This window comes from Pseudonocardia sp. (assembly GCF_035305885.1).
Lineage (GTDB): Bacteria > Actinomycetota > Actinomycetes > Mycobacteriales > Pseudonocardiaceae > Pseudonocardia.
In genome coordinates this window covers 1-23,427 of the sequence record NZ_DATGOP010000134.1, presented here as the reverse complement: position 1 = coordinate 23,427, position 23,427 = coordinate 1, and the positions used below count along the sequence as shown (strand labels likewise).

The 23,427-nt window shown below is 73.9% G+C and carries 21 protein-coding genes and 1 pseudogene; 13 read left to right on the top strand and 9 right to left on the bottom strand.

From position 1 onward, the window contains the following. Positions 1–203: glycine betaine ABC transporter substrate-binding protein (locus VKZ81_RS30955; protein WP_324245284.1), on the top strand; the 203-nt coding region annotated here is incomplete at its 5' end. 281 nt (positions 204–484) lie between these two features. Here VKZ81_RS30955 and VKZ81_RS30950 read toward each other — a convergent pair. From VKZ81_RS30950 to VKZ81_RS30940, 3 genes are read right to left on the bottom strand one after another with little or no spacing between them, the layout of a single operon-like run. Further along, a complete protein-coding gene (locus tag VKZ81_RS30950) occupies positions 485–1,363 on the bottom strand; it encodes a ketopantoate reductase family protein (RefSeq protein WP_324245283.1) in 879 nt (292 codons plus the stop codon). A 43-nt stretch (positions 1,364–1,406) separates the two neighbouring features. Then, on the bottom strand, positions 1,407–2,666 hold the full coding sequence (locus VKZ81_RS30945) for an MFS transporter (protein WP_324245282.1): 1,260 nt from the start codon (positions 2,664–2,666) through the stop codon (positions 1,407–1,409). Then, positions 2,663–4,120: an amidohydrolase family protein gene (locus VKZ81_RS30940; RefSeq protein ID WP_324245281.1), complete on the bottom strand. Its 1,458-nt coding sequence runs from the start codon at positions 4,118–4,120 to the stop codon at positions 2,663–2,665. Before VKZ81_RS30940 ends, VKZ81_RS30945 begins: the two co-directional genes overlap by 4 nt. Before the next feature lie 156 nt (positions 4,121–4,276). Here VKZ81_RS30940 and VKZ81_RS30935 point away from each other — a divergent pair, with 156 nt between their 5' ends. The 7 genes from VKZ81_RS30935 (at position 4,277) to VKZ81_RS30905 (ending at position 10,342) form a co-directional block, all read left to right on the top strand. Next, on the top strand, positions 4,277–5,083 hold the full coding sequence (locus tag VKZ81_RS30935; protein ID WP_324245280.1) for an IclR family transcriptional regulator domain-containing protein: 807 nt from the start codon (positions 4,277–4,279) through the stop codon (positions 5,081–5,083). 79 nt (positions 5,084–5,162) lie between these two features. Then, positions 5,163–6,332 (top strand): CaiB/BaiF CoA transferase family protein, encoded by a 1,170-nt coding sequence (locus tag VKZ81_RS30930; protein ID WP_324245279.1) that lies wholly within the window; start codon positions 5,163–5,165, stop codon positions 6,330–6,332. After that, positions 6,325–7,125, top strand: coding sequence for a citryl-CoA lyase (locus VKZ81_RS30925; RefSeq protein ID WP_324245278.1), 801 nt, complete (start codon positions 6,325–6,327; stop codon positions 7,123–7,125). Before VKZ81_RS30930 ends, VKZ81_RS30925 begins: the two co-directional genes overlap by 8 nt. Next, positions 7,118–7,978 (top strand): DODA-type extradiol aromatic ring-opening family dioxygenase, encoded by an 861-nt coding sequence (locus VKZ81_RS30920; RefSeq protein ID WP_324245277.1) that lies wholly within the window; start codon positions 7,118–7,120, stop codon positions 7,976–7,978. Before VKZ81_RS30925 ends, VKZ81_RS30920 begins: the two co-directional genes overlap by 8 nt. Beyond that, positions 7,975–8,337, top strand: coding sequence for a hypothetical protein (locus VKZ81_RS30915; RefSeq protein WP_324245276.1), 363 nt, complete (start codon positions 7,975–7,977; stop codon positions 8,335–8,337). Before VKZ81_RS30920 ends, VKZ81_RS30915 begins: the two co-directional genes overlap by 4 nt. Next, positions 8,334–9,287: a quinone oxidoreductase family protein gene (locus tag VKZ81_RS30910; RefSeq protein ID WP_324245275.1), complete on the top strand. Its 954-nt coding sequence runs from the start codon at positions 8,334–8,336 to the stop codon at positions 9,285–9,287. Before VKZ81_RS30915 ends, VKZ81_RS30910 begins: the two co-directional genes overlap by 4 nt. Positions 9,288–9,310: 23 nt before the next feature. Then, positions 9,311–10,342: a uroporphyrinogen decarboxylase family protein gene (locus VKZ81_RS30905; protein ID WP_324245274.1), complete on the top strand. Its 1,032-nt coding sequence runs from the start codon at positions 9,311–9,313 to the stop codon at positions 10,340–10,342. Between the two features lie 64 nt (positions 10,343–10,406). On the opposite strand, the gene VKZ81_RS30900 is transcribed toward VKZ81_RS30905, so the two are convergent. After that, the gene (locus tag VKZ81_RS30900) at positions 10,407–10,940 is read right to left on the bottom strand and encodes a hypothetical protein (RefSeq protein WP_324245273.1); all 534 of its coding nucleotides are present in this window, start codon (positions 10,938–10,940) and stop codon (positions 10,407–10,409) included. A gap of 40 nt (positions 10,941–10,980) precedes the next feature. Between VKZ81_RS30900 and VKZ81_RS35290 the strand changes: the two are divergent. The 4 genes and pseudogenes from VKZ81_RS35290 to metH all read left to right on the top strand — a co-directional run. Beyond that, positions 10,981–11,268 (top strand): annotated as a pseudogene (locus VKZ81_RS35290) (SpoIIE family protein phosphatase); the annotation flags it as partial. 28 nt (positions 11,269–11,296) lie between these two features. Further along, entirely contained in the window at positions 11,297–11,689 is a 393-nt protein-coding gene (locus VKZ81_RS30895) for a PP2C family protein-serine/threonine phosphatase (protein ID WP_324245272.1), read from the top strand. Next, complete coding sequence (locus tag VKZ81_RS30890; protein WP_324245271.1) at positions 11,686–12,735, top strand: cobalamin B12-binding domain-containing protein; 1,050 nt, start codon at positions 11,686–11,688, stop codon at positions 12,733–12,735. The genes VKZ81_RS30895 and VKZ81_RS30890 overlap by 4 nt, the downstream gene beginning before the upstream one ends. 154 nt (positions 12,736–12,889) lie before the next feature. Then, positions 12,890–16,486: a methionine synthase gene (gene metH, locus VKZ81_RS30885; protein ID WP_324245270.1), complete on the top strand. Its 3,597-nt coding sequence runs from the start codon at positions 12,890–12,892 to the stop codon at positions 16,484–16,486. A 287-nt stretch (positions 16,487–16,773) separates the two neighbouring features. On the opposite strand, the gene mtnK is transcribed toward metH, so the two are convergent. From mtnK to mtnA, 5 genes are read right to left on the bottom strand one after another with little or no spacing between them, the layout of a single operon-like run. Next, positions 16,774–18,030 (bottom strand): S-methyl-5-thioribose kinase, encoded by a 1,257-nt coding sequence (gene mtnK, locus VKZ81_RS30880; RefSeq protein WP_324245269.1) that lies wholly within the window; start codon positions 18,028–18,030, stop codon positions 16,774–16,776. 10 nt (positions 18,031–18,040) lie between these two features. After that, positions 18,041–19,099 (bottom strand): ABC transporter permease, encoded by a 1,059-nt coding sequence (locus VKZ81_RS30875; protein ID WP_324245285.1) that lies wholly within the window; start codon positions 19,097–19,099, stop codon positions 18,041–18,043. Between the two features lie 6 nt (positions 19,100–19,105). Beyond that, on the bottom strand, positions 19,106–20,641 hold the full coding sequence (locus tag VKZ81_RS30870; RefSeq protein WP_324245268.1) for a sugar ABC transporter ATP-binding protein: 1,536 nt from the start codon (positions 20,639–20,641) through the stop codon (positions 19,106–19,108). A 6-nt stretch (positions 20,642–20,647) separates the two neighbouring features. Continuing rightward, positions 20,648–21,772, bottom strand: a complete 1,125-nt coding sequence (locus VKZ81_RS30865) for a substrate-binding domain-containing protein (protein ID WP_324245267.1) — start codon at positions 21,770–21,772, stop codon at positions 20,648–20,650. Positions 21,773–21,803: 31 nt separating this feature from the next. Beyond that, complete coding sequence (gene mtnA / locus VKZ81_RS30860; RefSeq protein WP_324245266.1) at positions 21,804–22,841, bottom strand: S-methyl-5-thioribose-1-phosphate isomerase; 1,038 nt, start codon at positions 22,839–22,841, stop codon at positions 21,804–21,806. 89 nt (positions 22,842–22,930) lie between these two features. Between mtnA and VKZ81_RS30855 the strand changes: the two genes are divergently transcribed. Beyond that, on the top strand, positions 22,931–23,427 hold a 497-nt coding region (locus VKZ81_RS30855), incomplete at its 3' end, for a GntR family transcriptional regulator (RefSeq protein WP_324245265.1).

The following is a 23,427-nucleotide window of genomic DNA, read 5'->3' as shown; positions in this document are numbered from 1 at the left end:
TCTTCGTGCCCTACAACGCGGCCATGACCGTCCGCCAGGAGGTGCTCGACCAGCACCCGCAGCTCGCCGACGTGTTCAACCCCATCGCCGAGAAGCTCACCACCGAGCTGATGCGCGAGCTCAACGAGCGCGTCGACGTGGGCGGCGAGCTGCCGGACGAGGTCGCCGAGGACTTCCTGAGGCAGAACGGCTTCATCGGCTGATCTCCGTCCGGCGGTTCCGCGGAACCCGAGCTCCGTCGATCCGGCCGGCGGTGGGCGCGCCGGGCCGCCTCGCCGGTCTCGGCGCTCGCTTCCGGGTTGGTGCTGTCGCGGCGAGTGGCCCGGTGCACTCCGGGTCCTCGCCGCGGTGGTGGCAACAGCAGGCCGAGGACGTGGTCGAGGCCGAGATCGAGGCCGCCGCCACCCCGCCTCGAGCTGATCGTCGTGTGGTCGATGTGCAGGCCGGCTCCCCGAGCCGCACGCCCGGCGCCGCCTCGGGCGGCCTACGCCCTCCCCGCGATCTCCGCCACCACCCTCCGCGTCACCGCCGCCCCATCCGGCAGGGCCCGCAGGATCGGCCCCGCGATCGCGTCGAGCTCGAGCGTGGCGCCCGCGAGCGCGTCCTTGAGCATCGACGACCGCATGCCCGTGGGCAGGCCCGCGATCCGCTTGGCGACCGCGGCCGGGTCGATCTGCACCCCCGCGGCGGCCGCGGCGGCGGCCGTCTCGGTGACCAGCCCGTCCAGCAGGTCGGGGTGCGCCTCGGCGGCGGGGCCGATCGGCCGGCGGGCGTGGGTGGTGAGCAGCGCGAGCGGGGCGAGGAACGACAGCTTCCGCCACAGCAGCGTCGGCTCGTCGGGGGCGGTGGTGTCGACGTCGAGCCCCGCGCCGCGCAGCAGGTCCTCCGGGTCGACGCGGGCCCGCTCCCGCTCGGCGGCGAGCGCGTACTCGACGAACGGTGACACGTGCTCGACGACGCCCGGGGCGACGCGGGTGGCCTCCACCGACACGGTCATCGGCACGACCACGGCCTGCGGCAGCGCCGCGCGCAGCAGGGGCACGTGGTCGGTGCCGTTCAGCAGCGGCGCCACCGCGGCGTCGGCGAGCAGGCCGCCGGGCACCCGGCCGAGCGCGGCGAGCAGGTCCGGCGCCTTCACGGCGACGAACAGGACGTCGACCGGGGCGGTGAGATACGGCCACGCCGGCACCCGCACCCGCCGCTCGCCGAACCGACCGCTGCGCAGGGTGAGCCCGTCGACGTTGATCGCGGTGCTCGTGCGTTCCGAGGCCAGCACGGTGACCTCGTTGCCCGCCTCGGCGAGGAGGACGGCGAGCATCCCACCGACCGCGCCCGCCCCGAGCACCCCGACCCGAACCGCCACAGTGCGCTCCTTCCCCCGTGCGTTCGACACGGGTCATCCTGCCTCAGCGCCTCCCGAGCACGCGCATGCCCGGCGGCAGCAGCATCCGCCGCGGGTCGACGAGGGCGAGCGCGGCGAGCCCCACCAGCGGGAGCAGGGTGAGCTGCACCAGCCCGGCGCCCTGCCAGCCGATGCCGGCCACCAGGCGGGCGAAGATCAGCCCGGACACGGCGGCGGCCACGTAGTAGGTCAGGATGAACAGTCCCGCCCCGCGCCCGACGTGCTCGGGCCGCACCGAGCGCTGCAGCACCGTCGAGCAGTTGGTGAACAGCACCCCGCTGGCGAACGTGCCGATGAGGAACGCGAGCACGTACTGCGCCGTGGCGCCGGTCGCGACGGTGTAGGCGGAAAGGGCGCTCACCGCCGTGCCGGCGAACCCGACGGCCATGAGCAGCCGCTGGTCCACCCGATCGGCGAGCCAGCCGACCGGGAGCGCCATCATCGCGCCGAACCCGACGAGCGACGCCGCGAGCGCCGCTTCGCCGGGGGCGAACTCGAGCTGCTCGCGCAGGAACGTCGGGTACAGGCCGAGGAAGCCGTAGAAGACCAGACCCGACACCGCCGAGGTGACCCCGAAGGCGAGCGAGTTGCGGTTGTAGGGGGTGTCGGGCACGTGGTCGTAGTCGGCGGCATCGGGGGCGTCGGCCCGGCCCGCCACCGCCTCGCTCATCGCCCGCGGCACCGTGACCAGCAGGATCAGCGCCATGACCAGGCCCGTGAAGCCGAACACGTAGAACGGGGTGCGCCACGAGCCGGACGCGGCGGCCATCGCCTGCCCGATCACCGGACCGAGGAACACACCGAGCCCGAACGCGACCCCGATGAACCCGGCGGCGAGCGCCCGGCGGTGGAAGTAGTAGGCGCCGATGATCGCGTAGATGGCGGTGGCCTGCACGCCCTCCCCGATGCCGGAGACGAGCCGGTAGACCGCCATGTCGACGAAGCCCGCCGCGAGCGGGATGGCGACCGTGCCCAGCGAGTACACGACCACGCTCACCACGACGATCGTCTTGCGTGACATGCGGTCGAGCAGGTAGCCCGCCGGGACGCCGGTGAGCGCGAGGCCGAGCGTGAAGCCGGTGGCGAGCAGCCCCGCCTGGTCGAGCGAGAACCCGAACTCCTCGCGGATCTCCGGGACCAGCGGGTAGAACACCTGCCGGTCCATCGCGTTGAGCAGGTACGACAGGCACAGGGCGGTGAAGCCGAGCACGACCACCGCCGTCCCGGCGGGCGCGGCCTTCTGCGGGAGCACGCGCTCGCTCATCGGATCTCCTGCCGGCGCTCGTGGGTGCTGGCGCTGCGGAAGTCGGTGTACGTGTACGGGTTGTCGAGGATCTTGGTCTCCGGGATGTCGGGGTTCATGCCCTTCTCCCAGGCCTCCTCGCCGAGCTGGGCGCGCAGGTGCTCGACCATGCGCTCCACGGCCTGCCGCGCCGCGGCGAGGTCGACGCCGACGAGCTCGTGGTCGCGCTTCACGACCCGCCCGTTCACCAGCACCGTGTGGACGTCGCCGCGCTGGGCCTGGAACACGACGTGGCCGTGCGGGTTGAGCAGCGGGAACATCACCGGCGAGCGCTCGTTCCTGATCAGCACGAGGTCGGCGAGCTTGCCGACCTCGACGCTGCCGAGCCGGTCCTCCCGGCCGAGCGCGCGGGCGCCGCCGCGGGTGGCCCACTCGACCACCTGCGCGGCGCGCAGCGAGGAGTGGGTGACCGTGTCGCCCTTCGCGTGCGCCTCCAGGTGCTCGCGGGAGCGGTCGGCGCCCAGCGTGGACCGCATCGCCGAGAACAGGTCGGCGCTCCACCACACCGAGGTGTCCATCGACAGCGACACCGGGATCCCGTAGGCCCGCAGCGCCCAGGTGGACGGGTAGCCCTGGCCCGCGCTCTGCTCGCTCTCGGTGGAGACCGAGACCGAACCGCCGGTGGCCGCGATGCGGTGGTAGGAGTCCGGCGAGAGCGAGGCCGAGTGCACGTAGACGGTCTCCGGCGTCATGAAGCCGTGCTCGTGCATCAGCCGGATGCCCTCGTCGCCGGTGGCGCCCCACACCCCGGCGTGCGTGGTGACCGGCACCCCGAGTTCGCGGGCGAGTTCGAACGCGGGCTTCTCGGGGAACGCGGGGTCGCCGGTGACGTCGAAGGCGAGCTGGAAGCCGAGCAGGTCGTCGCCGCGCCCGTTCGGGAAGCGGCGCGCGACGAAGTCGCGGAAGCCGGGGGAGGCGGTCCAGTTCGCGGGCGCGTCCTGCAGGTTGCCGTAGGCGAGGACGAACCGGCCGGGCACGGCGGTGAGCGCGTCGACGGCGGCGTCGGCGTGCTCGGGGGTCTGCAGCCCGTGCGACCAGTCGACGGTGGTGGTGACGCCCGCGTCGATCGCCTCGATGGCCGACAGCAGGTTGCCCGCGTACACGTCCTCGGGCCGGAAGACCTTGCCCCACTCGAGGTAGTACCAGACGAAGTACTGGGTGAGCGTCCAGTCGGCACCGTAGCCGCGCATCGCGGTCTGCCACATGTGCCGATGGGTGTCGATCATCCCCGGCATCACGATGCCGCCGGTCGCATCGATCTCGACGGTGCCGGGGGGAACGCTGAGGTCGGGTCCGATCGCGGCGATCGTCTCGCCGACCACCAGCACGTCGTGGCCGGGGAGTACGGAGTGCGCCGCGTCGACGGTGAGAACCGTGCCGCCCCGGAGGACGACGGGCGTGGGCTCGCTGGGCACCAGACGCTCCTTTGCGCGACGGACGGACGTCCGCCTACCGGACATCCTGTGGGGCGCAGCTTTGTGGAGGCCGCGCGCCGTGTCAATCCGCGCGTGCGACGACCCGCCGGCGGGCTCCGCTGTCCGCCTCGCGGACACGGCGGTTACGCTCGTGCGATGCCACGCGCAGGAACCGGTCCGGACTTCATCGAGGCGCTCGCCCGCGGGCTGGACGTCCTCACGGCGTTCCGGCCCGGGCAGCCGGTCATGACGCTCGCCGAGGTCGCCTCCGCCACGGGCCTGGCCCGCCCGACGGCGCGCCGGATCCTGCTCACGCTCGAGGAGCTGGGCTACGTCCGCGCCGCGGAGCGGGGCTACTCGCTCACGCCGCGGGTGCTCGACCTCGGCGTGGCGTACGTGCGGTCGATGGGGCTGTGGGAGGTGGCGCGCCCGCACCTGGAGCAGCTGGTCGCCCGCACCGGCGAGTCGTGCTCGATCGCCCAGCTCGACGGGTCGGACATCGTCTACGTCGCGCGGGTGTCGGTCCCGAAGATCGTCACCCTCGCCGTGCAGATCGGCACGCGGTTCCCGGCGCTGCCCACGTCGCTGGGGAAGGTGCAGCTCGCGGCGCTGCCGCCGGACGAGCTGGAGCGGGTGCTCGCCCAGCCCTCGCGATCGGGCCTCACGCCGCGCTGGCAGCCCGACCGCGCCGAGCGCGACGCGGTGCTGCGCGAGGTCAGGGCGCGCGGCTGGGCGCTCACCGACGAGCAGCTCGCGCCGGGCATCCGGTCGATCGCCGCGCCGCTGCGCGACGGCTCGGGCAAGGTGATCGCGGGCGTCAACGTCAACTGCCACGCCGCCGAGACGTCGGTGGAGTACCTGCTCGAGCACCACCTGCCGCTGCTGCTGCAGACCGCGGGGGAGATCAGCGCCGACTTCGCCCGCCTCGACACCGTCCCCCACGTGACGGTCTCCGCGTCATGACGGGTTGACGCGCCTCACCCGTCCGGAGAATGATCCGGGCCGCGGACGGATGTCCGCCTTACGGACGGAAGGTGCGTGAATGGCCGAGAGGGCGGCGGGACCGCTGGCCGGGATCCTGGTCGCGGACTTCTCCCGCATCCTGGCCGGCCCGTACGCGACGATGCTGCTGGCCGACATGGGCGCCGACGTGATCAAGGTCGAGGGCCCGGCGGGGGACGACACCCGCACGTGGATCCCCCCGGAACGCGACGGCGTGTCCACCTACTACCTCGGGATCAACCGGGGGAAGCGCTCGATCGCGCTGGACCTGCGCGACGAGGAGGACGCCCGGGTGGCGCGCGAGCTGGCGCGGCGCGCGGACGTGCTGATCGAGAACTTCAAGCCGGGCGGCCTCGCCCGGTTCGGGCTGGACTACGAGGCGGTGCGCGCGGTCAACCCGGGCGTGATCTACAGCTCGATCACCGGCTTCGGCGCCGGGAAGGGCAGCCACGTGCCCGGCTACGACCTCATGGTGCAGGCCATGTCCGGCCTGATGAGCCTCACCGGCGACCCGGACGGCCCGCCGTACCGGGCGGGGATCTCGGTGTTCGACGTGATGGCGGGCAACCACGCCTTGATCGGCATCCTCGCCGCGCTGCGCCACCGCGACCGCACCGGCGAGGGGCAGCTCGTCGAGGTCAACCTGCTGTCGTCGGCGCTGACCGGGCTGGTCAACCACAGCTCGGCGTACGTGGCCGGGGGAGTGGTGCCCTACCGGATGGGCAACGCGCACCCGAGCGTGTTCCCGTACGAGCCGCTGCCCACCGCCGACGACGACATCATCATCGCCGCGGCCAACGACCGGCAGTTCCGCAAGCTGTGCGAGGTGCTCGGCATCCCGGAGGTGGCCGACGACCCCCGGTTCGCGCGCAACGCCGACCGCACCACGAACCGGGAGGAGCTGCGCCCGCTGCTCGTCGAGCGGCTCAAGCGGCGGGGCGCGGTCGAGTGGTTCGACGAGCTGGTCGCCGTCGGGGTGCCGTGTGGACCGATCCAGACCATCGACGGCGGGTTCGCCATGGCCGAGCGCTTCGGGCTCGACCCGATCGTCGAGGTCGGCGAGGGGGAGCGGGCGATGCCGGCCACCCGGCACCCGATCCGGTTCTCCGCCACCCCTGCCAGCTACCGGCTGCCGCCACCGGAGCTGGACGAGCACGGCGCCGAGCTGCGCACGTGGCTGTCGACCCCGCAGGAGGACCGGGATGCCTGAGTACCGCACCGCGCTCGGCGCGTCGAGCCTTCACAAGATCACGCTGCTGGGCCAGGACCTGGCCGAGGACGTGATGGGCACCGTCGGGTTCGGCGAGCTGTCGTTCTGGCTCGCCACGCAGCGGCGCCCCTCGAAGGGCGAGACGCGGGTGTTCGAGGCCGTCCTCGCCGCGCTCGCCGACCACGGGTTCACCCCCACCGCGATCGTCACCCGGCTGACCCACCTCTCGGCGCCGGACTCGGTGCAGGGGGCGCTCGCGGCCGGGCTGCTCGGTGGCGGGTCCCGCTTCCTCGGCGTCACCGAGGACTGCGGCCGGTTCCTGCACGAGCAGCTGCCGGACGAGCTGCCCACCGACGAGGCGGGCTGGGACGAGCTCGCGCTGGGCATCGTGCGCGCGCAGCGGGAGGCGAAGCGCTTCGTCCCCGGCCTCGGCCACCACGTGCACAAGAACGGCGACCCGCGCACGCCCCGCCTCATGCAGATCGCCCGCGAGGAGGGGCTGTTCGGGCCGCACCTGCAGCTGTTCGCCGCGATCGGGCGCGTGCACGCGCAGGTGCTCGGCAAGGAGCTGCCGCTCAACGGCGCGGGCGTCTGCGGCGCCGCCCTCGCCGACCTCGGCCTGCCCCTGGAGCTGTTGCGCGGGTTCGCGCTGCTCGCGCGCACCGCCGGGCTGATCGGGCAGCTGGCCGAGGAGTTGCGCCACCCCGTGGCCAACGACATCTTCCTGTCGGTCGACCTGAACAACGTGCCCGTCCCACCCGATCCCTACGACCCGGGAGGTACCCGTGGCTGAGCTGGTGGCGGTGATCGCCTCGACCCACCATCCCTTCTACTACCGGGCGAGTACGTCGACCGGCGAGGAGCGCCCGCCCTTCGCCGACGAGTGGGTGCGCAAGGTCGAAGCGTTCCGCGAGACGCTGACCCGCGCCCGGCCCGACGTGCTGGTGATGGTCGGATCGGACCACTTCCACCAGCTGTGGCTGGACAACATGCCGCAGTTCCTCGTCGGCAAGGCGCCGGTGTACGACGCCAACTGGTACAACGAGGAGCGCGAGTTCGGCCTGCCACGGATGCGCCTGCACGGTCAGGAGGACCTGTCGGCCCACATCCTGCGCGAGGGCATCGACGCGGGCTTCGACCTGGCGTTCTCCAACGAGCTGCGCATCGACCACTCGATCACGTGCCCGATCATCACGCTGCGGCCGCAGGCCGACCTGCCGATCGTGCCGATCTACACCAACATCTTCGCCCCGCCGCTGCCGCAGCCGAAGCGGTTCGTGCAGCTGGGGCGCACGATCCGGGAGCTCGTGAAGTCCTGGCCGTCGAACCAGCGGGTCGCGGTCATCGGCACCGGCCACCTGTCGCTGGAGCTGGGCGGGCCGCGCCAGTTCGGCCCGCACGGGCCCGACCCGGAGTTCGACCGCAAGGCGGTGGAGTGGATCTCCTCGGGCGACATCGAGGGGTGCCTGTCGGAGGTCACCCTCGACAGCCTGCACGCCCCCGGCAACGCCACCCACGGGTTCATGGACTTCATGCTGATGATGGGCGTCGCGGGCGAGGGGCAGAAGGCCGACTACGTCGACACCTACGACCTGTTCCACACCATGGAGGCCTACTTCACCTGGTATCCGGGGGGTCAGCGGTGAGCAAGTACCTGCTCAACAAGTTCCTGTTCACCGTCGACCGGGACCCCGGGCTCGTCGAGCGCTACCGGGAGGACCCGGCGGGCACGGTGGCGTGGTGGGAGGCCGAGGAGGCCGGCCGGATCCTCAACTGCGTCACGCTCGAGAAGACCACGTGGCTGGCGTTCGACGACGAGGAGCGCACGGCGCTCGCCACGCACGACTACCCGAAGCTGTTCGAGCTCGGCGCGCACCCGTTCCTCACGCTGACGCTGTTCATCGCGATGTTCGAGCGCGACTACGACGAGCCGCTCGGGTTCCAGAAGGAGTACGCGCGGCGGCTCGCGCACTTCTCGCTGCCCTACCCCGACATCGCGACGTGAGGGCCGCACGGATCGTCGAGTGCGGGCGCGAGCCCGTGGTGGGGGAGAAGGAGCCGCCCGCGGCCGGCGCGGACCACGAGCTGGTCGACGTGCTGGCCGCGCCGATCACCCCGCTCGACCTGCTGTGCGCCACCGGCACCTCGTACTTCGGGCGGCCCGCCACCCCGTACGTGCCCGGCGTGCAGGGCGTGGGCCGGGCGGGCGGCCGGGTGGCGTGGTTCCCGACGGCCGCCGGGATGGCGCCGGGGGACGGCAGCATGGCCGAACGGGTCGCCGTGCCCGCGGCCGACCTCGTCCCGCTGCCGGAGGGGGCCGACCCGGTGCAGGTCGCGGCGCTCGGGCTCTCGGCGGTCGCCGCGCACATGGCGCTCACCTGGCGCGGCGAGCTCGCGCCGGGCGAGCAGGTGATCGTGCTCGGGGCGGGCGGCGTCGTCGGGCAGGCCGCGGTGCAGCTGGCCCGGATCGCGGGTGCCCGCCGGGTGATCGCGGGCGCCCGCTCGGCGGAGGCGCAGGAGCGGGCCCGGGCGGCGGGCGCGGACGCCGTCGTCGCGCTCGACACCGACGACGTCGACGTCCTCGCCGCGCGGTTCACCGAGGCCGCGGACGGGCCGGTCGACCTCGTGATCGACCCGCTCTACGGTGCGCCCGCCGCGGCGGCGGCGCGGGCCCTGTGCGAGCACGGGCGGCTGGTGAACCTGGGCGGCTCCGCGGACGAGCGGAGCCCGATCGACTCCTCGACCCTGCGCAGCCGGTCGCTGCGCCTGCTCGGCTACACCAACAACTCGCTCACGCGCGAGCAGCGCGCCGCCGCCGTCACGACGGTCGCCGAGCACGCCGCCCGCGGCGCGCTCCGCGTGGCCCACGAGGCTGTTCCCCTGTCGGACGCGGGCGCGGCGTGGCTGCGCCAGGCCGAGGGGAAGACCGACGGCCGGATCGTGCTCACGCCCTAGACGCCCAACCCCGAGGAGGAACCGTGTCGTTGCCGCTGCTGCCGACGTCGCTGGTCGGGAGCTACGCCCAGCCCGAGTGGCTGATCGACCGCGCGAAGCTCGCGGGCCGGTTCCCGCCGCGGGTGCGGGCCAAGGAGCTGTGGCGCATCCCGCCGGAGCACCTCGCCGAGGCGCAGGACGACGCCACGATCGTCGCGATCCGGCTGCAGGAGCGGGCGGGGCTCGACATCGTGACCGACGGCGAGATCCGCCGCGAGAGCTACAGCAACCACTTCGCCACGGCCCTCGACGGCGTCGACGTCGACAACCCGGGCACGGCGCTCGACCGCACCGGCCACCCCAACCCGGTCCCGCGCATCGTCGGCCCGATCGGCAGGCCGAAGCCCGTGCAGGTCGACGACCTGCGGTTCCTGCGCGCGCACACCGACCGAACGATCAAGATCACCGTGCCGGGGCCGTTCACGATGTCGCAGCAGGCGCAGAACGACCACTACCCCGACCTCGAGTCGGCCGCCCTGGCCTACGCCGCCTCGGTGAACGCCGAGGTCAAGGACCTGTTCGCGGCGGGCGCCGACATCGTGCAGCTCGACGAGCCGTACATGCAGGCCCGCCCGGACGCCGCGCGCGCCTACGGCCTCGCCGCGCTGAACGCCGCGCTGGACGGTGTCACCGGCACCACCGCGGTGCACATCTGCTTCGGCTACGCGGCGATCGTCCACGAGCGGCCGGAGGGTTACTCGTTCCTGCCCGAGCTCGCCGCCTGCCCCGCGGACCAGGTCTCCATCGAGACCGCGCAGTCGGGCCTCGACCTCGGCGTGCTCGCCGACCTCGCGGACAAGACGATCGTGCTGGGCGTGCTCGACCTGTCCACCCCGGAGGTGGAGAGCGTCGAGACGGTGGCGGCCAGGGCCCGCCGGGCCTTCGCCCACCACGCGCCCGAGCGGCTCGTCCTCGCCCCCGACTGCGGCATGAAGTACCTGCCGCGCGAGTCCGCGTACGGCAAGCTGCGCGCGCTCGCCGGGGCGGCGCGGGTGCTGCGCGCCGAGCTGAGCTGACCGGACGTCCCCGCGGGCGCCGCCGCCCGGGTCTTCAGGAATGTGGCTTTCCTGAAGCGCAGCTTCATGGATGTGGCTTTCCTGAAACGCGGAAGGCCGCGGTCGCGGCGGCGAGCAGCAGGCTGGGGCTCTCGCTGCACCCCGGCCGCACCGCGCGGGCGGTCGTGGAGCTCGCGGCCGCCGAGCTGGCCGACGCGGCCGTGGTGGTGCTGCCGGTGCGCGGCGGGGTCGCCGAGTGGTACCGGCACGAGCGCGGCGGATCCGGGACCGGTGGGGTCGCGTCCGGGCGGGTGGCCGGGCGCAGGCTGCCGGGGCCGGTGGCCGCCGCCCTGTCCGGGCTCGCCCCCGGTCCGGAGCCGCTGCTCGCCGACCACCTGACCGGGGCGCCGTGGGGCGACCGGGCGGGCGAGCGGGGCGCGGTCGTGCGCGCCCTGCCCGGCAACGGGATGCCCGCGGGGGCGTTGGTGCTGCTGCGCGCCGGCGGGGCGCCGGACGAGCCGGACGCCGCGCTCGTGGACGAGTTCGCGCAGCGGGCGGGGATCGCGCTCGCCGCGGCCGCGCTGTACGCCGAGCAGACCCGCACCACGGCGGTGCTCAAGCGCAACCTGCTCGAACCCGACCTCCCCGAGGTCGAGGGGATGGTGTTCGGGGCGTGCTACCGGCCGGCCGAGGAGGCCCTGCTGATCGGCGGCGACTTCTTCGACGTCCACGCGGGCGGGGCCGGCGCGCTGTTCCTGCTCGGCGACGTGTGCGGCAAGGGCGTCGACGCGGCCGTCGACAGCGGCCGGGTGCGCCAGGCCGTGCAGGCGCTGCGCCGCCTCGAGCTCGACCCGGTCCGGATGCTGGAGCTGCTCAACGAGTCCATGCTCGACGCGGCCCCGTCCGCCGCCGGACCCCGCTTCGCCACCCTCGTGCTCGGCACCGCCGACCCGCTGAGAGGGGGAGGGGCTGCGGGTGCGGCTCGCCGCGGGCGGGCACCCGCCGCCGATGGTCGTGCGCGGCAGCGGGGTCGAACCGCTCGAGATACCCGGCATGCTCGTCGGCGGCGTGGCCCGGGCCCGGTTCGCCGCCCGCACCGTCGACCTCGCCGCCGGCGAGGCGTGCGTGCTCTACACCGACGGGGTCACCGAGGCCCGCGGCGGGGTGGACGGCGACGCGGAGTTCGGCGAGGAGCGGCTGCGGCGCCTGTTGGAGGGCTGCCACGTGCTGCCCGCCCCGGGCATCGCCGAGCGGGTCGCCCAGCACGCCACCGCGTGGGCGGTCACCGGCCGCGACGACATCGCCGTGCTCGTGGTGCAGGCGCCCCTGCCCGTCGCGCCGGCCCACCCGCAGGAGCCCTCCGCATGAGCACCGACCGGATGACCACCGGCGCGCCGCGAGCCGCCGCCCCCTCCGTCGCCGACGCGTTCTTCGACGCGCTGACCCGCGCCGACGAGCAGGGCGCCGTCGGGATCGCCCTCGGCCGCCTCGACGCGGGCACGCCCGCGCAGGACGTGCTGCTGCACCTCGTCGGCCCGGCGCAGGAGCGGGTGGGGCGGCACTGGGCCGCCTGGACCGTCGCGCAGGAGCACGCCGCCACCTGCATCAACGAGCGGGTCGCCGCCGCGGTCGGCGTCCGCACCCGGACCGACGGGCAGCGCGGCCACGTCGTGATGGGCTGCCTCGACGGCGAGTGGCACGCCCTGCCGGCGCGGATCGCGGCCGAGGTGCTGCGGCTCGCCGGGTGGCGCGTCACCTTCCTCGGTGCCAGCGTCCCGCCCGCCCATCTCATCTCCTACCTGCACGAGCACGGCCCGGACGTGGTGGCGGTCAGCTGCGCGCTGCCGATCCACCTGCCTTCGGCGCACCGGACGATCGCGGCGGCGCAGCGCACCGGCACCCCGGTGCTCGCCGGCGGCCCCGGCTTCGGCCCGGACGGCCGGTGGGCGGCCACGCTCGGCGTCGACGCGTGGGTGCCCGGCGCCGCCGAGGCCGTCGCGCTGCTGGAGAGCCCGGGGTGGCCGCGGCAGGCCGGGCCGGGGCGGGCCGCCGACGGGGGCGCCGAGTACGCCGGGCTGCGGGGCAGGCGCGCCGAGCTCGTCCGCGCCGCGCTGCACCGGCTCGGCGGCGCCTCCCCGCTCGCCGAGCCCGAAGGCGCCTCCGGCGGCAACGGGCTCGAGGGACAGCCGCACGAGGACGTGGGCCGGCTCGTCGACTTCCTCGCGGCCGCGGTCTACCTCGACGACGCCGACCTGTTCGGCGAGCACGTCGGCTGGCTCGCCGCCCTGCTGGCCGCGCGGGACCTGCCGCGCACCGGCGTCGGCGCCGTGCTCGACGTGCTGGCCGGCGAGCTGCACGACTTCCCCACGGCGCAGCGCTGCCTGCACCGCGGCCGCGCCGCGCTCGGGGCGTGAGCGGGAAGCGGGGTTGCGACGCCCGGTAGGCTCGCGACCACGGGTCGAGAGGCGCTGCAACGGACCCCGCGTCCGCCACGCTCGACCCGTGTCGGTCCGCTGCCGGGTCGATCTGCGACAAGGGCGCCTCCGATCACTTCGGAGGTGTGCGCGGATGCCGGATCGTCGAACCGCCCTGTCCCAGCTGCTGGAGCGGCGCATCGCCGTACTCGACGGCGCGTGGGGCACGATGCTGCAAGGCGCGGGCCTGAGCCCGGCCGACTACCGCGGCGAGCGGTTCGCCGACCACCCGCACGACGTCACCGGCGACCCGGACCTGCTCAACCTCACCCGGCCCGACCTCGTGCTCGACGTCCACCGCCGCTACCTCGCCGCGGGCGCGGACATCACCACCACCAACACGTTCACGGCGACCTCGATCGGCCAGGCCGACTACGGCATGCAGGCCGCCGTGCCCGAGATGAACGTGCGCGGCGCGCAGCTGGCCCGCCAGGCCGCCGACGAGGCGGGCGGGCGGTTCGTGGCCGGTTCGATCGGCCCGCTCAACGTCACGCTCTCGCTGTCGCCGGACGTGAACGACCCGGCGAGGCGCGCGGTGACCTTCGACGAGGTGCGCGCGAGCTACGCCGAGCAGATCGCCGGGCTCGCCGAGGGCGGCGTCGACCTGCTGCTCATCGAGACGATCTTCGACACGCTCAACGCGAAGGCCGCCATCGCGGCGGCCCGCGAGGTGGCGCCGGACCTGCCGCTGTGGATCTCGGTGACGATCGTCGACCTGTCCGGCCGCACGTTGTCCGGGCAGACCGTCGAGGCGTTCTGGAACTCGGTCCGCCACGCCGACCCGCTCGTCGTCGGCGTCAACTGCTCGCTGGGCGCCGCCGAGATGCGCCCGCACGTCGCCGAGCTCGCCCGCTTCGCCGACACGTACGTCGCCTGCCACCCCAACGCGGGCCTGCCCAACGCGTTCGGCGGCTACGACCAGACCCCCGACGAGACCGCGGGACTGCTGCGCGAGTTCGCGGGCGCCGGCATGGTCAACATCGTGGGCGGCTGCTGCGGCACCACCCCCGACCACATCGAGCGGATCGCGGCCGCGGTCTCGGGCCTCGCGCCGCGGACCGTGGCGTCCCCGCCGCGGGTCGGCCGGTTCAGCGGGCTGGAGCCGCTCACGATCGGGCCCGACACCGGGTTCCTGATGATCGGCGAGCGCACCAACGTCACCGGGTCGGCGAAGTTCCGCCGCCTGATCGAGGCGGGCGACCACCAGGCCGCGGTCGACGTCGCCCTGGAGCAGGTGCGGGGCGGGGCCAACCTCGTCGACGTCAACTTCGACGCCGACCTGCTCGACTCCGAGCGGGAGATGACGACGTTCCTCAACCTGATCGCCACCGAGCCCGAGGTCGCCCGGGTGCCCGTCATGATCGACAGCTCCCGGTGGAGCGTGCTCGAGGCCGGGCTGAAGTGCGTGCAGGGCAAGGGGATCGTCAACTCGATCAGCCTCAAGGAGGGCGAGGAGGTCTTCCTCGACCACGCGCGGCGGATCCGCTCCTACGGCGCGGGCGTGGTCGTCATGGCGTTCGACGAGAAGGGGCAGGCCGACACCGCCGAGCGCAAGGTCGAGATCTGCGCGCGGGCCTACGACCTGTTGACCCTCGAGGTCGGCTTCCCGCCCGAGGACATCGTGTTCGACCCCAACGTGCTCGCCGTGGCCACCGGGATGGCCGAGCACAACGGCTACGCGAAGGCGTTCCTCGACGCGCTGCCGCTGATCAAGAAGCGGTGCCCCGGCGCGCGCACCTCGGGCGGCATCTCGAACCTGTCGTTCGCGTTCCGCGGCAACGACGTGGTGCGCGAGGCGATGCACTCGGCGTTCCTGTACCACGCGGTGCGGGCCGGGCTGGACATGGGCATCGTCAACGCGGGCCAGCTCGCCGTCTACGAGGACATCCCCGACGACCTGCGCGAGCTGGTCGAGGACGTGCTGTTCGACCGCCGCGAGGACGCCACCGACCGCCTCGTCGCGTTCGCCGGCACCGTCAAGGGCGCCGCCACCAAGCGCGAGGTGGACCTGTCGTGGCGCGATGCCCCGGTCGCAGAGCGGCTCTCGCACGCGCTCGTGCACGGCATCGTCGACTTCGTCGAGGCCGACACCGAGGAGGCCCGCCGCGAGCTGGCCCGGCCGCTCGATGTGATCGAGGGCCCGCTGATGGACGGCATGAAGGTCGTCGGCGACCTGTTCGGCTCCGGGAAGATGTTCCTGCCGCAGGTCGTGAAGAGCGCGCGGGTGATGAAGCGCGCCGTCGCCTACCTCGAGCCGTTCATGGAGGCGGAGAAGGAGCAGGCCCGGCTGGCCGGCACCGCCCAGGAGGAGCGGGGGCAGGGCAAGGTCGTGCTCGCCACCGTCAAGGGCGACGTGCACGACATCGGCAAGAACATCGTCGGCGTCGTGCTGGCCTGCAACAACTACGAGGTGATCGACCTCGGCGTGATGGTTCCCGCGAACGTCATCCTCGACACCGCGGTGGCCGAGGGCGCCGACGTGGTGGGCCTGTCCGGGCTGATCACGCCGTCGCTGGACGAGATGGTGGGCGTGGCCAAGGAGATGCAGCGGCGCGGGCTCAAGCTGCCGCTGCTGATCGGCGGCGCCACCACCTCCCGTCAGCACACCGCCGTGCGGATCGCGCCGGAGTACGACGCGAGCACCGTGCACGTGCTCGACGCGTCGCGGGTCACCGGGATCGTGTCGCAGCTGCTCGACCCGGAGCGCGCCGAGAAGCTGGACGTGGAGAACCGGGCCGAGCAGGAGCGGCTGCGCACCCAGCACGCCGCCCGCACGCAGAAGCCGATGCTCTCCATCGCCCAGGCGCGCGCCAATCGGGAGCGGGTGGAGTTCGACGACCTGCCGGTGCCCGCGTTCACCGGGGTCCGCGCCACCGCGCCGACCTTGCAGACCCTGCGCGCGTTCATCGACTGGCAGTTCTTCTTCCTCGCGTGGGAGCTGAAGGGCAAGTTCCCGGCCATCCTCGACCGGCCCGCCGCCCGCGAGCTCTACGACGACGGCAACCGGCTGCTCGACGAGATCGTCGCCGATGGTTCGCTGCAGGCCAGGGGCGTCTACGGGTTCTGGCCCGCGCACTCCGACGGCGACGACATCGTCCTGGAGTCCGGGGTGCGCCTGCCGATGCTGCGCCAGCAGACCAGCAAGCCGGAGGGCCGGGCCAACCGCTGCCTCGCCGACTACGTCGCCCCGGCGGGTGACCACCTCGGCGGCTTCGCCGTCTCCGTGCACGGTGCCGAGGAGCTCGCGGCCCGGTTCGAGGCCGAGCACGACGACTACCGGGCGATCATGGTCAAGGCGCTGGCCGACCGGCTCGCCGAGGCGTTCGCCGAACAGGTGCACCTGGAGGTCCGGCGGGCCTGGTTCGAGCCGGACGCGCAGCCGGCGATGGAGGACCTGCACGCCGAGCGGTTCCGCGGCATCCGCCCCGCGCTGGGCTACCCGGCGAGCCCCGACCACAGCCTGAAGAAGGAGCTGTTCGAGCTGCTCGGGGCCGAGCGCGCCGGCATCGGGCTCACGACCTCGTACGCGATGACCCCGGCCGCGAGCGTCAGCGGGCTGATCTTCGCCCACCCCGCGTCGCGGTACTTCACCGTCGGGCGGATCGGCGCCGACCAGCTGCGCGACTACGCCGAGCGGCGCGGCCTGCCGGAGGCCGAGGTCGCGGACTGGCTGCGGCCGAACCTCGACTGACCGGCGGTCGAGCTGCTGCGCTGCGTAGCTACGGCTCGAGGAGACCGGCCAGCACGCGCGGCAGGATCCGGTCGAGCAGGTCGTCCCCGGCCGCGGCTGGGGATTCCGCGAGCGCCGCGGCGAGGTGCGGGCGCTCGCCGCGCACGCCGCCGGCCGGCCGTGAGGAGTTCCCGCACCGCGGTGCTCGCGATGATCCCGCGATACTCCTCGAAGCAGCCGTGCCGGGCGCCTGCGATCAACAGCAGACGGGCCCCGGGCATCCGCTCGTCCGCACGCGCCCGACCGGCTCAGCCGCGCGTCGTCGTGGCCCCGAGCACCTCCCCGGCGATCTGTTCGGCCCGGCGGGGCGTGCTGTCGACCAGGCGTTCCCGGACCCAGCGGCGCGCCGTCTGCAGCACGCCGCGGGCGGCGCCCTCGCGCAGCGGCGGCGGGAGGGTCTCGATGTCGGTGGTCTTGGCCAGCCCGACGATGCGGCGGGTCATCTTCGCCGCGCCGAAGAGCCACGCCTCGGACCGCCACGTGGCCAGCAGGTGCTCGCGCAGGTCGTCGCGGAACATCCGCGGGTCGGCGCGCCCGTCGGTCCAGGCGCTGCGGAACTCGGCCTCGAAGGCGTCCCAGGTGCGGGTGCACAGCCGGAGCGCCCACGCGGCCCGCTCGTCGTCGCCGAGCGCGGTGGCGCGGGCGGCGGCGATCACGTAGTTGCCCCAGAGCGCGCCGAGGTCGAACGCCACCGGGCCGTAGAAGGCGAACTCGGGGTCGAACGCCTTCGCCGAGTCGACGGGGCCCTCCTCGCCGTCGGCGGCCCGGACCATCACCGACCCGGTGTGCAGGTCGCCGTGCACGAGCGCCTCGGCCCGGGTCATGAACGCCCACTTCGCCCGCCCCATCTCGTCGACCATCGTGCGGTCGGCGGCGAGCTCGGCGGCGTCGCGCTCGTTCGCGGGCAGCACGCTGTTGCGACCGGCGTCGACGTAGGGCTCGGTGAACACGAGGTCCTCGGTGATGAGGCACAGCTCGGGGTTGACGGCGGCGGCGAGGGTGCGGGCGCGCTCGCCCGCGTCCATGCCGAGCACCGAGGTGCCGAACGCGATCGTGCCGACGTAACGGCCCATCGCCTCGGCGGCGCCGTCGTGGCGCAGCCCGTCGTTCAGCGCGGTGCGCCAGACGCGGTGGTCGGACAGGTCCTCGATGGCGAGGACGTAGCGGTCGGGGTCGTAGTCGTACAGCTGCGGCACGAGGTCGGGGGCGAGCCGCCCGTGCAGCCGCAGCGCCTCGGCCTCGTGGCGGGCCCGGTCGGGGGTGAGCCGCCAGCTCGGGCCGACCAGCCGCACGTAGGGAAGGGCCTGTTTGAGCACGAGCCCCCGGCCGGCGCCGTCGGCGAGCACGAAGACGAGGTTGAGGTTGCCGTCGCCGACCTCGCGCACGGAGCGCAGGTCGTCGGGGTCGATGCGCTCGGCGAGGGCGGGCCGGGACCGCAGGAACGCGGGCACGGTTTCGGGGGTGAGGATCTCGTAGGGGGCCTCGACAGCGGTGTCGGTCGTCATCGATCGCTCCTCAGATGACCGCGGCGGGCGTGTAGCGGGTGCGGCGCCGCGACAGCGTGAACGAGAACAGCAGGGCGAGCAGCAGGACGATCCCCTTGACGACGTCCTGGCCGTAGTAGGGGAACCCGGCGATGGTGAGGCCGGTGATGAGGATGCCGACGAGGACGGCGCCGAGGATCGTGCCCCAGGCGTTCGGGCGGCCCATGCCCAGCACCGACGTGCCGACCAGCGCCACGGCGACCGCGTCGAGCAGCAGCGAGTTGCCTGCGCTGATGTCGCCCTGGCCGATGCGCGCGGACAGGATGAGCCCGCCGATCGCGGCGAACACCCCGGACAGGACGTAGGCGAGCGCGCGGTAGCGGCCCACCCGGACCCCGGCGAGCCGGGACGCCTCCGGGTTGGCGCCCACGGCGTACATCAGCCGCCCCCACCGGGTGCGGGTGAGGAAGAACCAGGTGGCGACGGAGATCACCCCGACGATGAGGACCGGCAGCGGGATCGGGCCGACGAAGGCGCGGTCGATGGCGAGGAAGTCGGGGGTGAACCGCCCGGGCGCGACGCTCCCGTCGCGCAGCACCATCCCCGACGACACCGACTGGCCGTCGACCGGCACGAGCTTCAGGCCCATGACGATGAACATCGTGGCCAGCGTGGCGAGCAGGTCGGGGATCCGCAGGACGACGATGAGCAGCGCGTTGACCGCGCCGATGAGGGCCCCGGCGAGCAGCACGAGCGCGATCGCCACGCCCCCGACCTGCGCGTAGATGACCATGGTCATCGCCGAGATCGTCACCGCCATCCCGGCGACCGCGCCGACGGACAGGTCGAGCCCGCCCACCACCATCGTGAGCGTCACCCCGAGCCCGACGACCGCCACCACGGAGGCGAACTTCAGCATCGAGAACAGGGTGCTCGGCTGCCGGAAGGTCTCCTCGGTGAGCGCGAAGAACACGAACAGCGCCACCGTGATCGCGATGAACCCGTACCGGACGGCGAGCTCGCGCACCCCGGGGCGGGGCTCGGCCGGGGCCGCCGCGGCGGTCCCCCGTTCGGCCTCGGTCTTCGGCATCGCCACTCAGGCCACCCCTTCTCCGTGCGGTTCGGCGCGGGTGAGCGCCGCCATCTGCGCGACGATCTGGTCGCGGGTCACGTCGACGCTGCGCGCGTCGAGCCGGGGGACGCCCTCGGCCAGCACGACCACCCGGTCGGCCACCTCGCGCACCTCGTCGACGTCCGAGGCGAGCACGAGCACGGCCGACCCCCCGGCGGCGAGCTCGCGCAGCCGGCGCGACAGGTCGTGGCGCGCGCCGATGTCGATGCCGCGGAACGGCTCGTCGAGCACCATCACCCGCGGCTGCCCGCGCAGCCACCGCCCCACCACGACCTTCTGCTGGTTGCCGCCGGACAGCGCGTCCACCGGCTGGGTCTCCGAGGACGCCACGACGCCGAACCGCTCGACGACGGCCCGCCCGTCGGCCCGTTCCCTGCGGTGCTGCAAGACCCCGCGGGGCGAGAGCACCCGCAAGAACGGCAGCGACGCCGTCCGCGCGATCGACCAGCCCGGGAGCATCGCCTGCGCCGCGCGGTCCTCGGGCACGAGGTAGACCTCGCGCGCCACCGCGTCCGCGGGGGAGGCCGGGGCGTACGGCTCACCGGCGAGCCGCATCGTCCCGGCCGGGAACGGCTGCGCGCCGAAGATGCCGAGCGCGAGCTCGCTCTTGCCGGCCCCGAGCAGGCCGACGACCCCGGTGACCTCGCCGCGGCGCAGCGTGAGGTCGAACGGCGCGGAGCGGGGGAACAGCTGCACCCCGCGCAGCTCCAGCACGTCCTCGTCGCCGCGCCGGTCGTGGACCTCGACGAGCTCCTGCGCGCCCCGCTCGCCGAGCATGTCGCGCACGGCGGCCGGCCAGTCGAACGGCTTGGTCTGCTCCGAGCGGATGCTCCCGTCGCGCAGCACCGCGATCCGGTCGGCGAGCCGGTCGATCTCCCCGATGCGGTGGGAGACGTACAGGACGGCGACGCCGCTGCGGCGCAGGTCGTCGACGACGCCGAAGAGCCGGTCGGTCTCGGCGGCCGACAGCGCGGAGGTCGGCTCGTCGAGCACGAGCAGCCGCGGGCGGCGCGACAGCGCCCGCGCGAGCAGCACGAGCTGCTGGTCGGCGATCCCGAGCTCGTGGATGTCGCGGCGCAGCGTCGCGTCGCTCCAGTCGAGCCCGAGCCCCGCCGCGACCTCGCGGGCCGCAGGCAGGAGCCGGCGCAGCGAGCCGACCGGCGGCAGCTCGGACTGCGCGATGCGCTCGAACAGCAGGTTCTCCGCCACCGACAGCCCGGGGACGACGCCCTCGTCGATCCGCTGGTGCACGGTCTCGATGCCGAGCCTGCGGGCCGCCAGCGGGCCGTCGGCGGCCGACAGGGGCGTGCCGTCCACGCTGATCCGGCCGTGCTGCAGGGGGTGCACCCCGGCCAGCACCTTGATCAGCGTGGACTTGCCCGCGCCGTTGGCGCCCATCAGCGCGAGCACCTCGCCGGCGTCCCACTCGATGCTGACCCCACGCAGCACCGGGTTGCCGCCGAACGCGTGCCGCACGTCGTGCAGCTCGACCGTCGCCATCGCGCGCTAGAAGTTGACGACGGGGATCCAGTCCGCCGTCGCGACGTCGGTCATGTTCAGCTCGGGCAGCACCTCGCGCAGCTGCGCGAGGTTGCGGATGCCCTGCTCGCGCAGGAGGTCCTGGGTGACGAGGGTCCCGGGGAAGACCACCTCCTTGGTGCCGAGCTGGCCGGCGAGCTCCAGCGCGGTCACCCGGACCACGGCCGCGCCGATGGCGTTCGGGTCGGTGGTGGCGGTGGCGACCCACGGGCTGTTCTCGGCGGTCATGACCTCGATGTCGGCGGTGGAGATGTCCACGCCGTAGACGCGGATGTCGGCCTCGCGCCCGTTCTGCTGCACCGCGGAGACCGTGCCCTTCGTGAGCTCGTCGTAGGGCGCGAAGATGCCCACGACGTCGGGGTTGGCCTTCAGCGCGGCGTCGACCAGCTGCGCGTTGTCGGTGGCCACCGAGTTGGTGAACTCCCCGACGAAGAACTTCTGGTCCCAGCCGTTCTCCGCGCGCACCTGCTCCCAGACCGCGTGCCTGCGGTCGAGCGGGGCGATCCCGAGCACGTTGACGTAGCCCACGGGCTGGTTCGGCCCGAGGTCCTCGGTCATCTTGCCGAGGATCAGGCTCGCGAGGTTCGCGTCGTCCTGGGCGGTCTCGACGGCGTCGGGGGCGCACTCGGTGATCTCGACGTCGTAGATGACGACCGGGAGCCCGGCGTTCAGCGCGTCGTTGATGAGCGGGCACATGGTGTCGGACTGCCCGTGGTCGACGATGATCGCGTCGACGCCCGAGCCGATCGCGGTCTGCATGTCGGTGGCCTGGCGGGCGTTGTCGGCCTGCGCGTCGTAGACCTGCAGCTCGATGCCGAGCGCGGCGGCCTGCTGGCGGGCGCCGTTGGTCCACTGCTGGAAGTAGTCGCCCGCCCCGCTGTTCTGCACGAGCGCGACGCGCACGGGCTCGTCGCCCGCGAACGGGGGAGGGGCCTCGCCGGTGGCCTCCTGCACGGTGGCCGTCTCCGGGGCCGCGGCCTGCCCGCCGCCCGGCCCGAGGTCCTGGGAGCAGCCGGCGAGCAGCAGGGCGGAGCCCAGCAGCGCAGCCGTGGATCGCAACGTGGTTCGACCGCGCGTCACGGGTGTCGTCATTGACATCTCCTTACGGACTGGGAGGCGCTCGTCAGAGGGGCTGCTGGACCGCCGTCATGTCGGGGCGGACCTTCGGTTCGGCGACCCCGCGCTCGGTGACGATGGCGTCGATGAGGCGGGCGGGAGTGACGTCGAACGCCGGGTTGAACACGCGGCTGCCCGCGGGCGCGATCGGCACGCCGCCGATCGCGACGACCTCGTCGGGGGCGCGCTCCTCGATCGTGATGCCGGTGCCGTCCGGGGTGGCGAGGTCGACGGTGGACCACGGGGCGGCGACGACGAAGGGGATGCCCGCGTCGGCGCACGCCAGCGCGAGCCCGACGGAGCCGACCTTGTTCGCGGTGTCGCCGTTGGCCGCGATGCGGTCGGCGCCGATCACGACGGCGTCCACCAGCCCGCGCAGGATGGCGCCCGCCGCCGCGCTGTCGACCTGCACGACGTGGTCGATGCCGTCGGCCCGCAGCTCCCACGCCGTGAGCCGCGAGCCCTGCAGCAGCGGCCGGGTCTCGTCGACGTGCACCAGCTCGAGCCGGCCGCGCGCGTGCAGCTCGCGGACGACGCCGAGGGCGGTGCCCCACGCGGTGGTGGCGAGCGTGCCGGTGTTGCAGTGGGTGAGCACCCGCAGCGGGCGGTCGGGGCAGCGGCGCAGCAGCCAGTCGGCCCCCTGCGCGGACAGCGCCCGGTTGGCCGCCTCGTCCTCGGCGAGCACGCGGCGGGCCTCGGCGAGCACCGCGTCCGGGCCGTCGGGCAGGAACGCCGCGACGCGGTCGACGGCCCAGGCGAGGTTCACCGCGGTCGGGCGGGCGTCGCGCAGCCGGCTGATCTCGTGGCGCAGGCGGGCGTCGTCCCAGCCCTCCCGCGCGCCCTGGCCGAGCGCGACCGCGACGCCGAGCGCCCCGGCCGCGCCGAGCGCCGGGGCGCCGCGGACGGCCAGGCGGGCGATCGCGTCGACGAGCGTGTCGACGTCGGCCGCGGTGAGGTAGACCTCCTCGGCCGGCAGGCGGGTCTGGTCGAGCAGCCGCACCGCCGGGACCGGCTCGTCGAGCCATTCCACCGTCCTGACGGCCACACGGCCTCCCGAGCTGTCAGTCGTCCTACGACTGCCGCGCACGCTATGGAGATGTAGGACGACTGTCAACCCACCGTTACGCTGTGGCCGTGTCGACGTCGTTGGGTTCCCGCACCTCGCTGGCGCGCCGGCTCGCCGAGGACGTGCGGGCCCGGATCATGTCGGGGGAGTACGCGCCGGGGGAGCGGCTGCCCAGCGAGGCCGAGCTCGTGCGCCGCTACGAGGTCTCCCGGGTCACGGTCCGCACGGCGCTGCGCACGCTCGAGGCGCAGGGGCTGGTCGACATCCGCCACGGCACCGGGTCGTTCGTCAGCGACTTCGGCACCGGGATCCGCGCCGGGCTGCAGGAGCTGCGCTCGATCAGCGAGACCATCCGCGAGATGGGCCACGAGCCGGGCATGGAGTGCCACAAGCGGGAGCGGCGCCCGGCGACCGCGGTGGAGGCGACCAAGCTCGGCATCCCGAAGGGCGCCGAGGTGCTCGCCGTCGAGCGGATGATCCTCGCCGACGGGGAGGCGGTCGCGTACTCCTACGACGCGGTGCCCCTGGAGGGCTTCCCCGCCGAGCTGGTCGACGAGCTCGGGAC

Coding starts and splice junctions, on each gene's coding strand:
- VKZ81_RS30945 (WP_324245282.1), bottom strand. CDS start 2,666: ATGAGCGAGCGCGTGCTCCCGCAGAAGGCCGCGCCCGCCGGGACGGCG.
- VKZ81_RS30935 (WP_324245280.1), top strand. CDS start 4,277: ATGCCACGCGCAGGAACCGGTCCGGACTTCATCGAGGCGCTCGCCCGC.
- VKZ81_RS30930 (WP_324245279.1), top strand. CDS start 5,163: ATGGCCGAGAGGGCGGCGGGACCGCTGGCCGGGATCCTGGTCGCGGAC.
- VKZ81_RS30925 (WP_324245278.1), top strand. CDS start 6,325: ATGCCTGAGTACCGCACCGCGCTCGGCGCGTCGAGCCTTCACAAGATC.
- VKZ81_RS30890 (WP_324245271.1), top strand. CDS start 11,686: ATGAGCACCGACCGGATGACCACCGGCGCGCCGCGAGCCGCCGCCCCC.
- metH (WP_324245270.1), top strand. CDS start 12,890: ATGCCGGATCGTCGAACCGCCCTGTCCCAGCTGCTGGAGCGGCGCATC.
- mtnK (WP_324245269.1), bottom strand. CDS start 18,030: ATGACGACCGACACCGCTGTCGAGGCCCCCTACGAGATCCTCACCCCC.
- VKZ81_RS30875 (WP_324245285.1), bottom strand. CDS start 19,099: ATGCCGAAGACCGAGGCCGAACGGGGGACCGCCGCGGCGGCCCCGGCC.
- VKZ81_RS30870 (WP_324245268.1), bottom strand. CDS start 20,641: ATGGCGACGGTCGAGCTGCACGACGTGCGGCACGCGTTCGGCGGCAAC.
- VKZ81_RS30865 (WP_324245267.1), bottom strand. CDS start 21,772: ATGACGACACCCGTGACGCGCGGTCGAACCACGTTGCGATCCACGGCT.